This window comes from Actinacidiphila rubida, from assembly GCF_900110255.1.
GTDB classification, from domain to species: domain Bacteria; phylum Actinomycetota; class Actinomycetes; order Streptomycetales; family Streptomycetaceae; genus Actinacidiphila; species Actinacidiphila rubida.
In genome coordinates, this window is record NZ_FODD01000051.1 from 1 (window position 1) to 13,313 (window position 13,313).

12 protein-coding genes are annotated in these 13,313 nt (G+C 74.4%); 8 read left to right on the forward strand and 4 right to left on the reverse strand.

All coding sequences use genetic code 11. The features are described 5' to 3' along the window. The first annotated feature begins 541 nt into the window (after positions 1-541). The 3 genes from BMW99_RS33910 (at position 542) to BMW99_RS33920 (ending at position 3,224) form a co-directional block, all read left to right on the forward strand. On the forward strand, positions 542-1,126 hold the full coding sequence (locus tag BMW99_RS33910; RefSeq protein ID WP_069464656.1) for a SigE family RNA polymerase sigma factor: 585 nt from the start codon (positions 542-544) through the stop codon (positions 1,124-1,126). Further along, a complete protein-coding gene (locus tag BMW99_RS33915; protein ID WP_069464653.1) occupies positions 1,123-2,241 on the forward strand; it encodes a hypothetical protein in 1,119 nt (372 codons plus the stop codon). The genes BMW99_RS33910 and BMW99_RS33915 overlap by 4 nt, the downstream gene beginning before the upstream one ends. Positions 2,242-2,381: 140 nt before the next feature. Then, complete coding sequence (locus BMW99_RS33920; protein WP_069464654.1) at positions 2,382-3,224, forward strand: SURF1 family protein; 843 nt, start codon at positions 2,382-2,384, stop codon at positions 3,222-3,224. Between the two features lie 212 nt (positions 3,225-3,436). Here the strand turns inward: BMW99_RS33920 and BMW99_RS33925 are convergent, their stop codons facing one another. The 4 genes from BMW99_RS33925 to BMW99_RS33940 form a co-directional block, all read right to left on the reverse strand. Further along, positions 3,437-5,287: a S9 family peptidase gene (locus BMW99_RS33925; protein WP_075018143.1), complete on the reverse strand. Its 1,851-nt coding sequence runs from the start codon at positions 5,285-5,287 to the stop codon at positions 3,437-3,439. Positions 5,288-5,456: 169 nt separating this feature from the next. Further along, positions 5,457-5,915 (reverse strand): universal stress protein, encoded by a 459-nt coding sequence (locus BMW99_RS33930; RefSeq protein ID WP_075018149.1) that lies wholly within the window; start codon positions 5,913-5,915, stop codon positions 5,457-5,459. 466 nt (positions 5,916-6,381) lie between these two features. After that, positions 6,382-6,936: a TetR/AcrR family transcriptional regulator gene (locus tag BMW99_RS33935; RefSeq protein WP_075018150.1), complete on the reverse strand. Its 555-nt coding sequence runs from the start codon at positions 6,934-6,936 to the stop codon at positions 6,382-6,384. A gap of 140 nt (positions 6,937-7,076) precedes the next feature. After that, positions 7,077-7,748, reverse strand: coding sequence for a GNAT family N-acetyltransferase (locus tag BMW99_RS33940; protein ID WP_176735614.1), 672 nt, complete (start codon positions 7,746-7,748; stop codon positions 7,077-7,079). A gap of 102 nt (positions 7,749-7,850) precedes the next feature. Here BMW99_RS33940 and BMW99_RS33945 point away from each other — a divergent pair, with 102 nt between their 5' ends. The 5 genes from BMW99_RS33945 to BMW99_RS33965 all read left to right on the forward strand — a co-directional run bounded on the left by BMW99_RS33945 (position 7,851) and on the right by BMW99_RS33965 (position 13,312). Beyond that, positions 7,851-8,744, forward strand: coding sequence for an NAD(P)-dependent oxidoreductase (locus BMW99_RS33945; RefSeq protein WP_075018151.1), 894 nt, complete (start codon positions 7,851-7,853; stop codon positions 8,742-8,744). A gap of 53 nt (positions 8,745-8,797) precedes the next feature. Further along, positions 8,798-9,454 (forward strand): GNAT family N-acetyltransferase, encoded by a 657-nt coding sequence (locus tag BMW99_RS33950; RefSeq protein WP_075018144.1) that lies wholly within the window; start codon positions 8,798-8,800, stop codon positions 9,452-9,454. Between the two features lie 22 nt (positions 9,455-9,476). After that, positions 9,477-9,848: a DUF952 domain-containing protein gene (locus tag BMW99_RS33955; protein WP_069466981.1), complete on the forward strand. Its 372-nt coding sequence runs from the start codon at positions 9,477-9,479 to the stop codon at positions 9,846-9,848. Between the two features lie 287 nt (positions 9,849-10,135). Beyond that, positions 10,136-12,400: an ArnT family glycosyltransferase gene (locus BMW99_RS33960; protein WP_079176279.1), complete on the forward strand. Its 2,265-nt coding sequence runs from the start codon at positions 10,136-10,138 to the stop codon at positions 12,398-12,400. 333 nt (positions 12,401-12,733) lie between these two features. Continuing rightward, complete coding sequence (locus BMW99_RS33965) at positions 12,734-13,312, forward strand: winged helix-turn-helix domain-containing protein (protein WP_069467500.1); 579 nt, start codon at positions 12,734-12,736, stop codon at positions 13,310-13,312. Position 13,313 lies beyond the last annotated feature (1 nt).

Genomic DNA, 13,313 nt, shown 5'->3' on the forward strand with positions numbered 1-13,313 from the left:
ATCCGCATCTCGGTGGTGACCCGGGTCGACGACGTCAAGCCGGCCGTGCAGGCGGTGCACTCCGCGTTCGGGCTGGACAGCGACAGCGACGAGGCCGTGGTCTACGGCGGCACCGGCCGCTGACCCACCCGCTGTTCACACAACTGCTGGTCTGGACCACTTGAACCAGGCCGCTCATACGTTGGACAATCTTCTCCCCCCGTGGCTGCAACCGGCCGGCCGCGGGGGAGCGTCTTTGTGGCAACGCACCGCACGACGGTGCGGCACTCGGCGCGTGCTCCGGGGGACCGTCGGTGTCGGTGGGGCGCAAGGAAGAGTTGGTACGCATGGAGATATCTGACGCTCCGTCGGATCACGTGACGTGCGCGTACAACCCTGACGGGGGTCTGCGTGTCCAACAGTCGTGGCGGAGGCACTGGGTATCGAGACGGCATTCGGCCCGCGGGGCGGCATCATCGCACCCCCGCGGATTCCACGGGCCCGCGGCGCGGGTGCCGGGGAGGCCGTGGGCGCGCCGCGCCGGAGCTCCGGCGGACTTCCGGTGATCGCCCCGTGGCCGGTACGGGCGCCGGGCGCCGTGACCGGTTCGTCCAGCACCTCCGACAGTCAGGACACTGACACCGCGATGGCAGTCGGCACCACGGTCGACCACCTCACCGAGACCTACCGCGCGCACTACCGCTCCCTGCTCGGCCTGGCCGCGCTCCTGCTCGACGACACCGCCTCGTGCGAGGACGTCGTCCAGGAGGCGTTCATCCGGGTGCACTCGGCGCGCAGCCGGGTCCGGGACCCGGAGAAGACCCTGGCGTATCTCCGGCAGACCGTGGTCAATCTCTCCCGCTCGGCCCTGCGCCGCCGGATCCTCGGCCTGAAACTCCTCTCCAAGCCCATGCCCGACATGGCCAGTGCGGAGGAGGGCGCGTACGAGATCCTGGAGCGCGACCAGCTCAAAGCCGCCATGCGTACCCTTCAGCGCAGGCAGCGCGAGGTACTGGTGCTGCGCTACTTCGCGGACATGACCGAGGCGCAGGTCGCCGAGACCCTGGGGATTTCCCTGGGCTCGGTGAAGGCGTACGGTTCACGCGGCCTCGCGGCGCTGCGCGTCGCGATGGAGGCGACGGCATGACCACCCCTCACGCAGGCGACGACGCACACGACATGGACCAGCAGAACTCTCCCGATTTCCCGCACCCCGACGGGCCCCTGGCCGGCGAGGCCGCCGACGAGGCGGTGCTGCGTGCCCTGATGCACGACGCCGTACGCGGTCTGCCGGCGACCCCGGACGCGCTGGACTACCTGCGGCGTGCCGTCCCGGTGCGCCGCCAGCGCCGCAGGCAGGCCCTGGTCGGCGCGGCCGCCGCCCTGATCCTGGTGGGAGCGGCGGTGCCCGCCCTCGTCCGGGCCGCGGGCACCACGGACGGTTCGAGCGCCACCGCGGCCAGCGTCACCGACTCCCGCACCTCCTCACCCGGCGCAGACGGCCACACGCTTCCCGGTGGCGGATCCGACGACCCGTCCGGCCACGCGCCGCCAGGCATCGGAGGCGACCCCTCCACCCAGCACACCACCGCCGGTGACACGCCCAGCACCCCGCCGAGCACCGTGGTCGGGACGGGCGGGCCCGCGCCCGACTGTTCCAGCACCCAGCTCGGCCAGGGCGCCAGCAGCGCCGGCTCCCCGGACGCCGACGGCCGCGTGTACGGCTGGTTCCGCGTCTCGAACGTCTCCGACACGCCCTGCACCGTGCCCAGCGGGGGCGTGGTCCAGGCCGTGGCGCAGGGCTCCGCCGACCCCTCGCGGATCCAGGTCCTCGACCACACCGCGGGCGACGCGGCGTCCGGACTGCCCGCGCCCGGCGCGGCCGGCCCGCTGGTGCTCCGCCCCGGCCAGGACTACGAGGTGGCGTTCGCCTGGGTGCCCGACAGCGGCGGCACCGGCGGCTGCGCGACGCCCACGACGCCGCCCACCACGCCGACCCCGACGCCCACCGACACCGGCACGACCGGCACCGCGGCCGACCCGGCCAGCGGCTCGGCCGCGGGCTCCGGGCCCGCGGCGGGCAACGGCTCGTCCGGCGGCAGCACCACCCCGGACTCGCCCGCCCCGGCGAGCGTGGCCCTGAACCACACGCCGGCCGCCGGCGCACCGGTGGTCAACGGCCCGGTCATCGCGGACGCCTGCGCCGGCACGGTGTACACCACGGCCCCGCTGCCCGCGCCGACCAGCACGTCCGCCTCGTAACGACGCCACCCCGCGACGCCACCCCGCACCACCAGCCCGGGCCCGGCGAGCCCCCGCACGCTCCTTCCGGAGCTCCGGCCCGCCCGGCGGTGGCGGGGGCCGGGTGCGGTGCGCACAGCGGGCCGCCGTACCGTTGTGGGGTGTACCGGTTCCTGCTCAGCTCCCGATGGCTCGCGGTCAGCGTGCTCGCGCTGCTCGCGGTGGCCTTCTGCGCGTTCATGGGCAGCTGGCAGTTGAGCCGGTTCCAGGTGCGTGTCGACGAGCACCGGTCCGCCAAGCACGACCAGGCCGCGACCGAGACCCGGCCGCCCGTCGCCCTGTCAGGGGTGCTGCCCACCGCGCGGGCCCAGGTCCCCGACGGGGACTCCGGCCGGCAGGTCAGCGCCACCGGCACCTACGACGGCGGCCGCCAGCTGCTCGTGCCCGACCGCACCCTCGACGGCCGCGACGGCTTCTACGTCCTCACCCCGCTGCGCGTGTCCGGCGGTGCCGCGCTGCCCGTGGTCCGCGGCTGGCTGCCCGGAGACGCGTCCGCCGCGTCCCGTGCCGGCTCGATACCCGCGGCGCCGACCGGCCAGGTCACCGTGACCGGGGCCCTGCAGTATCCCGAGACGACCGATCCCAGCGGTGCGACCGCGAGCGGCGCGCTGCCGTCCGGCCAGCTCGGCGTGATCAGCGCCGCGTCCCTGGTGAACCTCCTTCCCTATCCGGTCTACAGCGGCTGGATCACCGCCACCCATCCCGCGGCCCCGCTCAAGGCGGTGCCGCCGGCCGCTCCGCCCAACAGCGGCCTGGACCTCAAGGCGTTCCAGAACCTCGGCTACACCGGGCAGTGGTTCGTCTTCGCGGGCTTCGTGGTCTTCATGGTGTTCCGCTTCGCGCGCCGCGAGGCGGAGGCCCGGGCCGACGCCGCGCTCGGCCTCGTCCCGCAGCCGGCGGCGGCCGACGAAGAGGCCGAACCCGCCGCACCGACCCCGGCCTGAGTCCCCGCCCGCACCCCGGCCGGAGGCCGGGCCCGTGGGCGATGAGGCTCGGCTCGGCGGCGGCCCGCAGGTGGTGAGGCCCGGCTCGACACCGGCCGCGGGCCGTGAGGGCCGCCCGACGCCGGCCCGCGGGTGGCCTGGAGATCACCACCCCGTGGCGGTGAGGTCCGCCGGCTCGCGCACCCCACCGCCCCGCAGGGACGTCGCTCCGGCTAGACCGCGGCGCCGGTGTGACGGAGGGCGAACGCCAGCTCCAGGCGGACCTGCTTGATCCGCTCCTCCACGACCAGCGAGCCGTGGCCCGCGTCGTACCGGTACACCTCGTGCGGCTTGTCCAGCGTCCGCAGCCGCTCGACGTAGTTGTCGATCTGGCGTATCGGGCAGCGCGGGTCGTTCGTGCCCGCGCTGATGTAGACGGGCGCGGTGACCTTCTCGACGTAGGAGATCGGCGAGGACGCCTCGTAGCGTTCGGGGACCTCCTCGGGCGAGCCGCCGAACAGCGTCCGGTCCAGGGCCTTGAGCGCCTCCATCTCGTCGGCGTAGGCGGTGGCGTAGTCCGCGACGGGGACCGCGGCTATGCCCACCGTCCACGCCTCCGGCTGGGTGCCGAGGCCCAGCAGGGTCAGATAGCCGCCCCAGGATCCGCCGGTGAGGACCAGCCGGGACGGGTCGGCCAGGCCGGAGGAGACGGCCCACTCGCGCACCGCCGCGATGTCCTCCAGCTCGATCAGGCCCACCCGGTGCTTCAGGGCGTCCGTCCACGCCCGGCCGTAGCCGGTCGAGCCTCGGTAGTTGACCCGGACCACCGCGAAACCGTGGTCCAGCCAGGCGGCCGGGCTCGCGGCGAACGCGTCCGAGTCGTGCCACGTCGGTCCGCCGTGGATCTCGAACACCGTCGGCAGCGGTTCGGCCGGTCCGTCCGGCGTCCCCGTTCCCGCGGGGCGCTGGACCAGGGCGTGGATGCGGCCGGCCGGCCCCTCCACCCACACGTCCTCCACCGGCTGGGAGGCCGGGGCCCGCAGGCCCGGCGCCTCCAGCACGATCCCGCCGGCCGTGGACCGCACCGCGGGCGGCTGCTCGGCCGACGACCACAGGAACTCCACCGTGCCGTCCGGGCGGGCGGTCGCGCCGCTCACCGAGCCGGCCGGGGTGTCGAGCTCGGTCAGCGAGCCGTCCGCGAGGTCGTACCGGAACATCTGGCTGCGGGCGTGGAAGTCGTGCACCACCAGCAGCGCCGAGGCGTCCGGATACCACTCGGCGTGCACGTCGCCCGGCAGGTCGATGGTGAGGGCGGTCTCCTCGCCGGTCGCGGTGTCCCAGATCATCGGCAGCCAGCGGTCGGCACGCTGGTGACCGACGAGCAGCCGCGCGTCGCCCGGCACCGGCGCGAAACCGAGGCCGTCCAGCCCCAGCTCGCGCGTGCCGCCCGCCGTGTCGTCCAGCTCGGCGACCGTCGAGCCGTCCTCGACGCGGACGACGCGCAGCGCGCTGTGCATCGCGTCCCCGTGCTCGGTGTGCTCGATCACCACCAGCGAGCCGTCCTCCGAGAGGTCCCCGACGCCCGCGGACTCCTCGTGCCGGTAGATCTCGTACGGCTCCGCCCCGTCCGCGGGCACCACGTGCACCGAGGTGCCCTCGTCGTCCGTCGACCGGCCGATCACGGCCAGCCCGCCCACACCGAGCGCGAGCCCGGCCGGGTAGGAGGCGGCGAGGCCCGGAGCGGCGGGTATGTCCTCGCCGCCGCCGAACGGCTGCTTCATCCACACGCCGAACTCGTCGCCGTCGGTGTCCGAGAACCACCACACCCACGCGCCGTCCCGGCTGAGGGCGCCCTCCGTGGTGCCGTTGGGCCGGTCGGTGACCTGGCGGCGCCCACCCGAGGTGCGGTCCCACGCGTACAGCTCGTACGTGCCCGTCACGTTCGAGACGAAAAGGCTGTGGTGAGGGGCGTCCTCCGCCCACTCGGGGAGCCCGACGCGCGGCGCGCGGAAGCGCTTCTCCCACTCCGGCATGGTGCCGGCCTCCGGCATGGATCCACCCGCGGATCCGGTGATCTCGTTCATGCACCCATCATGCTCCGCCGCGCGCACATTCGGTGAGGCCCTCGGCGCAGCCTGTGGACAACCCCGGCGAGCGTGCAGGTGAGGGGCACGCGGGCGGAGAGCGGGCGGGGCAGGGCGCGGGCGGGATGTGCGCTCGGCGTGGGCCGGGCGGGCCCTCGGGCAGGCGCTGCTACTCGCCGCTCGCCGCGGCCTGTTCGGCGGCCCCGCGCACCACCACGACCGGGCACGACGCGTGCAGCGTCACGGTGTGACTCACCGAGCCCAGCAGGGTGGCCTTGAACGTCCCCAGACCCCTGACCCCCATCACGATCAGCTCCGCGCCCTCGCCGCGGTCGAGGATGGCCTCAGCGGGGTTGCCCATGACGATCACCTGGCTCACGCCCTTCGCCTGCTCGGGCGGCAGGGCCTTGGTGACGGCCTCCGACAGCGCCTCGGCGGCGGGCTCCTCCATGTCGAAGTCCTCGGGCAGGCCCGGCAGCCCGGCCCAGCCCCACGCGCCCGGCATCTCCCAGGCCATGACGGCCTCCAGCGAGGCTCCGGTCAGGGACGCCTGGCGGCCCGCCCAGCGCAGCGCTTCGAGGGACGGCTCCGAGCCGTCCACACCGCAGACGATCCGGCCGGGGAGCATCGCGGACTCGCTGGTCGGCGCGGTCGCCGGCTCGCCCGCGTCCTGGAGCGGACCCTGGTCGGGCTCGCGTTCCGGCTCGGGGATCGGATCGGCCATGGCAACTCTCCTTGGGCGTCGCGGGCGGCCCGGGCGGCCCTGGCGTCGCGGACGGGCGCGGGGTGGGACGGTGGCGTCCACTGCGCGGGTGCGTCCCGCGGGGACCCGTCCCGCCGGGATCCGCCCCCGTCAGGATCCGCCCCGCCCGGGTCCGGCTGACCGGGCCCGGGCGGTGGCTTCCCGTAGGCCACACAGTAAGCGGGATGGGTGGAGCCCGCAGTCCGGGCGGCGGCCCGTTGCTTGGCCGCCTGCTGGCGCGGTACCTCCCGCCCGGGCGGAGCCCGGGGGACCCGCCGCCCCGCGGGACTCGTCCCGTACCGACGGTGCGCCTCCCGTCCGACGGTTGCCTGCCCGACCGCTGCCCGCCGGGCTACGACGTGCGGGTGTCGAGGAGGGGGCCGAGGTGCTGGGCGACGGTGTGGAGGGCGCGGGTGTCGTGTTCCGCCCGGGCGATGAGGATGGCGCCCTCGAGGGTGCTGATCATGAGGGTGGCCAGGGCGGGGGCCTCGGCGGCGGGGACGCCCATGGAGGTGAGGGCGTCGGCCAGCGGGGTGCTCCAGGCGGCGAACGCGGCGGCCGTCGCGGTGCGGGTGGACTCGGTGGAGTCCGCGCAGTCCACCGTGGCCGCGGCGACCGGGCAGCCCGCGCCGAATCCCGCCGTCTCGAACTCGCCGGTCCACTGCTGGACCATCGCCGCGAACAGCCCGCTCGGTGTGGGGTGCTCCATCGCGGCCATGAAACGGGCGATGCGGCGGCCCGCGTACCGGCCGGCCCAGGCCACCGCCTCGTTGACCAACTGCTCCTTGCCGCCGGGGAAGTAGTGCTGGAGCGAGCCCCGCGGTGCCTGGGCGTGGACGGCGACGTCGCGCATGCCGGTGGCGGCCACGCCGTCGCGCCGGATGAGCTGGGCGGCGCTGAAGACCATCCGCTCGCGGGGCCCGTACGTGCGCGGCCCGTACGTGCGCGGTTCGTCCGTGCGCGGTTCGCCGGCCGTGCCGGAAGCTGCCATGACGGACCACCTCCCCTCTCGGTGCGGACGCGCGTCGCGCCCGCCCGTGTCGCTGCTCAGCGCAGCTTATAGACGGTGCTCAGCCCGTCCCGGGTGTACGACGAGCCGCCCACCTCGGGCGTCAGCCGGCGGGAGAGCGCGGCGAGCAGCGGCATCCGTCCGGGGAGGACCGAGGCCCGCACGCGGACGACACCGCGGGCGCGCGCCCGGGCGAGCAGCGCGGTGATCATGGCCGTGCCCGCGCCCTGCCGCTGCCACGGGTCGGCCACCAGGACCGCGATCTCCGGCGCGGCGGCCTCGCCCTCCGGCCGGGTCGGCGCCACGAGGCTCGCCAGCCCGGCCAGGCGGGTCCGGTCGCCGCCGCGGTAGACCACCACCGCGTCGTGGACGTGCGGCGGGTCGGCGAGAGCGCCGTCGAGGTAGTCGCGGGGGAAGGCGCGGAGCCGTCCGAAGAACCGCAGGCGGACGGTGTCCTCGGAGCAGGCGGCGAAGAGCGCGGCAAGCGCCTGGCGGTCGCCGGGGAGGGCCGGAGCCACGCACCAACCGGTCCGCGCGTCGCGGCGCGCACCGTCGGCCCCGCCGGACCCGTCAACGGTGCCGGATCCGTCGGCCCCGCCGCCCTGGACGGCGCCGCCGGCGGTACGGCTCTCGACCCCCGCAGCCGCCCGCGCGGCCACGGGCGTCCCCGCCGGGCCTCCGGCCACCGCACCCTCTATGACAGTCGTCATGGACACCAGTATTATGACGTTCGTCATAATCGGCAAGGCGGCAGGTGGCGCGGCCCTCGGGGCGCGCCGCTCGGGGCCGCGGAGCGGAGGGCGGGTGCGGTGGTGGAGGACGTCGGTTTCCTGGGGCTGGGAGTGATGGGGCGGCCCATGGCGCTCAACCTGGTCCGCGGCGGGACACCGCTAATCGTGTGGAACCGCAGCCCGGCGGCGGCCGAGGCGCTGCGGGAGGCCGGTGCGGGCGTCGCCGCGAGCCCCGCGGCGGTCTTCGCGCGAGCGCGCACCGTCTTCGTGATGCTGGCCGACGAGAAGGCCGTCGACACCGTCCTCGGCCGGGGCACCCCGGAGTTCGCACGCCTCGTCGCCGACCGCACCCTCGTCCACATGGGCACGACGTCACCGGGCTACTCGCGCGGCCTCGAAGCGGACGTCCGGGCGGCCGGCGGGACGTACGTCGAGGCGCCGGTGTCCGGGTCCCGTGCGCCCGCGGAGGCCGGGCGGCTCGTGGCGATGCTCGCCGGACCGCCCGAAGCGGTCGCCCGCGTAAGGGCGTTGATCACGCCCATGTGCCACGAGAGCTTCGTGTGCGGGACGTCGGCGCCCGAAGCGCTGCTCATGAAGCTCGCCGTCAACCTCTTCCTCATCACGACGGTCACCGGCCTGTCGGAGGCGTACCACTTCGCCGAGCGCCACGGCCTGGATCAAGCGACGTTCCTCGCCGTCGTCGACGCCGGACCCATGGCGAGCGGAGTCTCGCGGGTGAAGGCGCCGAAGTTGAGGGACCGTGACTTCGACGTCCAGGCAGCGGTGTTGGACGTGCTGAAGAACAACCGGCTCATCGCTGAAGCAGCCAGGGAGGCCGAGTTGGCGTCACCGTTGCTGGACGTGTGTCACGCGCTCTTCGCCGAGACGGTCGAACTGGGGTACGGAAAGGCGGACATGGTGGCCGTCCTCGAGGCGATCGAGGCCCGGACCGAGCGGTCCGCGGGGACGGTCTAGGCTGCAACCGACCGTGCACGTCGATCAGTTGATCCGAAGGGCGGACTGTCGCAATGGGTGTGGCGATCCGAAGGGCCGGGGCCGGGGACCGTGACGTGGTGGCGAAACTGCTGGACGAGGCGTTCCAGCAGGACCCCGTGAGCAGTTGGGTCTTCCCCGACCCGGAGGACCGCGGCCGCACCCACATCCGGCTGATGGGCGGTTTCCTGGACGCGGCCCTGGCCGAGGGGTACGTCGACATGACCGAGGACGGCGCGGCGGCCGCACTGTGGCTGAGCGTCCCGGCCCACGAGGACGCCGCCGGAGCGGAATCGGCAGCCGACGCGGACGCGGACGCGACGGACGACGGCCAGGCCGCCGACGGGCCCGCGGAGTTCCGGGAGCTCGTGGACCCCGGCAACGAACGCGTCGAGCGCATAGCCCGGTTGCTGGAGGCCGCGCACCCCAAGGGCCGCGCCCACGAGTACCTGATGCTGATCGCCGTCTCGGAGGACGTCCAGGGCCAGGGCGTCGGCACTCTCCTGATCGACGCGGTGCTGGACCGCTGCGACCGCGAGGGCCTGGCCGCGTACCTGGAGGCGAGCAGCATGCGCAGCCGCGCGCTGTACGAGCGGCTCGGCTTCGCCTTCACCGGCACCACGGTCGATCTGCCCGACGGCCCCCAGATGTGGCCGATGTGGCGCGAGCCGCGGGCTGCCGCCCGCTCCTGACCGCAGGCCGTACGCTCACGGCATGGCCGAACTCCTCCACCTCACCGAGCGCCACCTGTGGGACGACGCCGTCGCGTCGGGAAGCTACGAGATCTCGACGCGCGGCTGCACCCTCCAGGACGTGGGCTTCATCCACTGCTCGCTGCGGCATCAGCTCCCGAAGGTCGCGGCCCTGGTGTACGGGTCGCCGCCGGAACGGGACGACCTGGTCGTGCTGGTGATCGACGAGGACCTCGTCACGTCCCCGGTCCGCTTCGAGCCCCCGGTGCCGGGAGGCGAGGACTTCCCGCACATCTACGGCCCGCTGCCGGTCGCGGCGGTCGTCGGGGTCGAGCCGTGGCCGCCGGGTCCGGACTCCGCCGCGGGCCTCGAAGCGGGCCCCGGCGCTGTGTGAGCCGGGCGCGGACGTCGGGGGATCCGGGTGCCGATGCCGTGTGAGCCGGGTGCGGGGAATGTCCCATCCGGGTGGTGATGCCGGCGTTTTACCTGGTCAACGCGCTGACGGGTGTCCAGCGGCTGAGTCGATCGAGGGAACGGGTGCCGTGGGGTGGATCCTTCGGGGCCGTTCGCCCCTCTTCCTCACCGACACGGGCGTGGGACGTTCGCCGCATGGCGGTGGGGGAGCAGCCGGAATCGTCCGTGTCCTGAGGACTCAGCACCCGGACACCGGAAGGTTCGTTCATGACCGGCGGCGCCACCCTGCTCCCCCGGCCCGGCGACAGCGCCGGGCCGCCCTCGGCCCCGAGTGACGGATCGCCCGGCCGGTTCGGCCGGTTCGGCCGGCTGGGTCGACTTGGCCGCCTGAGCCGGTTGGGGCCGCTCGGGCGGCTGCGCCGGCCGGTTTCCGCGCCGTGGCGCACGCCGCCCGGCGACCCCCGGTACGCGCGCCCCGCGCTGCTGGCGATCATGGCCGTCGCCGCCGTGCTGTTCTGCTGGGACATGCGGCACAGTGGTTACCACGCGTTCTACGCCGAGACCGCGCACAGCATGGCGATGAGCTGGAAGGGCTTCTTCTTCGGCTCGTTCGACCCCGGCAACACCATCACCATCGACAAGGTGCCGGGCTTCCTGTGGCCGCAGGCCCTGTCGGTACGGCTGTTCGGCTTCCACGGGTGGGCGCTGACCCTGCCGCAGGCGATCGAGGGCGTGCTCAGCGTGGCGGTGCTCCACCGCGCGGTACGCCGCTGGGCGGGCGTGCACGCGGCGCTGCTCGCGGCCGCGGCGTTCACGCTGACGCCGGTGATCGCGGGGATGTTCCGCACGCAGGTCGAGGATCCGTCGTTCACGTTGCTGGTGCTGCTGGCCGCCGATGCGACGCTCAAGGCCGCGGTCGGCGCGCGGGTGCGGCCGCTGCTCGCGGCCGGATTCTGGGTCGGACTGGCCTTCCAGGCCAAGATGCTGGAGGCGTGGGCGGTGCTGCCCGCGCTCGGCCTCCTCTACGCGGTGTCCGCACCGGCGGTGCTGCGCCGCAGGCTGGCGCACCTCGTGGCGGCCGGCGCGGTGTGCCTGGCGGTGTCCGCGACGTGGGTGCTGGCGGTCACGCTGACCCCCGCGCACGACCGCCCCTACGTGGACGGGACGACCGACAACTCGGCGGTGAGCCAGGTCGTCGGCTACAACTTCCTCAGCCGGTTCGCGTCGTTGGGCGTGACGGCGAAGGACACCGGCAGCGTGTCCGACTCCGTGATGGTGGGCACCACCCCGACAGGCCACCCCGGCACCGGTCACGGCACCCAGGGGCCCGCGCAGTGGGCCAAGATGTTCGGCAAGTCGCTGTCCTCGCAGACGGGTTGGCTGTATCCGGCGGCCCTGATCTCCGCGGTGTGCGGGGTCGTACGGCGCCGGGGCCGGCCGCGTACGGACCCGCTGCGGGCGGGCTTCCTGCTGTGGTCGGCCTGGCTGGCCACGTACTTCGCGATCTTCAGCGCCGGCGCGGTCGGCGAGCACACGTACTACATGGGCGTCGTCGCCGTACCGCTCGCCGCGCTCTTCGGCGCGGGAACGGTCGAGTTGTGGCGCTCCTGGAAGCGCGGCGGCCGGGTGGGCCTGTGGGGCCTGCCCGCGCTGGTCGTGGGGACCGTGGGCTGGTCGGCGGTGGTGGCGGGGCGCTTCCCCGGGTTCCTGCCGTGGCTCGTGCCGGTCGCCTCGGCCGGCGGGGCTGTGGGGCTCGGGCTGCTCGCGGTCGCCCGCGGCGGGGTCGGTGCGGGCGCTGCGGGCGGTGCCCGCGGCGGAGTGTGGGGCTCGGGCCGCCCGGATGGCTTTCGGCGGCGAACCGCCGTGGTCGGGCTCGGTGTTGTGCTCGTGGCGATGCTGCTGCCGTCCGGCGCGTGGGCGTCGTCCGTCCTGGACGCCCGGTACGGGCATTCCGGGATGGGTACGGCGGGGCCCGTGCTGGCAGGCGCGCGGCGCGGTGCGGCCCGGGAGACGGGGCTTCACCGCGGCGGTGGGCCGGGAATGGTCGTGCGGCGGCGGAGTGGAGTGCGGAGTGGAGTAGGGGGTCGTACGGCGGCCGGAGTGGCGAGCGGTGAGGCGGGGTTCGGGGCGAACGGGGCCGATGCGGGGCTTCGGGGCGGCCACGGGTGGACGTCGGCCGGGACGTCGGCGGACGGCCGGCTCAGCCCGGAGGAGCAGCGGGTGCTCGCTTACACCCGGGCTCACCAGGGCGGGGCGCCGTTCCTCTTCCTCACGCTGAGCTGGCGGGCGGCCGCGCCGTATCTGCTGTACTCCGATGCCGCGGTGCTGCCCGCGGGTGGGTTCACCGGCTCGGCACCGAGCCCGTCCCGGGCGGAGTTCCTGCAGCTGGTGGCGGACGGGCGGCTGCGGTACGTCGATCTGACCGGGCCGGTCAGCCGGCAGGGGGAATGGATCGAGGCGTGGGTGAGGGCGCGGTGCGTCCGGGTGGAGCCGGGGCCGGCGGCGCTGTTCCAGTGCGGGGCGCTGCGCTGAGCTCTGAGGGGGGCGGTGGGGCTCGGCGCCGTCGATGTCGGACGGTTCGCCGTGGTTGCTCGCGTTGGGGGCACCTCCCGGCCGAAGGCTGGGGGACCCCGCGCCCCTGGCGGTGCGGGTTCGTGGGTGGGGTCAGGGGCCACTCCGGGTGTGTCTCCTCGAGCTTTGCATGGCGGCTTTTTCCGAAGAGGTGGGCCGGGGCCTTGCAAAGCTCTGCGGGGACACACCCGGATCGTCCCCTTCCGGACCGTCCCCGGCCAGCCGCGGGAGACCCAGAAGCTTTCTTCTGGAAAAGAGCTTCCAGAAGAAAGCTTCTGGGTCTAGCCTCGGGGCATGAGTGAGACGCGGCGTATTACTGATCCCGAGGCGTTGAAGGGGCTGGCGCATCCGTTGCGGCGGCAGTTGTTCCGGCAGTTGGCGCAGTTCGGGCCGGCGACGGGGGCGGTGCTGGCCCGGCGGCTGGGGGTGGATGCCGGGCAGATCGCCTACCACTTGAGGGAGTTGGGGCGGCACGGGTTTCTGGAGGAGGCGCCGGAGCTCGCGCGGAACCGCCGGGAGCGGGTGTGGCGTGCGGCGCCTGGGGCGTTCAGCTTCTCGGAGCAGGACTTCGAGGAGCCGGAGATGCAGGCGGCCGTCAGTGCGCTCGGTGCGCAGATGGCGGCGCAGCAGTACGAGCGGCTGGGCGTCTGGAAGCGCGAGGCCGAGCAGTGGGACGACGCGTGGCGGCAGGCCATGACCAGTAGCGAGTCCTATCTGCGGCTCAGCGCCGAGGAGTTGGGCGCGCTGAGCGAGGAGCTGAACACCGTCGTCCGCCGGTACCGCGACGCGGCCCGGCAGGATGCCCGGCCGGACGACGGCCGTGAGCACGTCTTCCTGTTCTTCCACGCGTTCCCCGAGCGACCGGAGTCGTGAG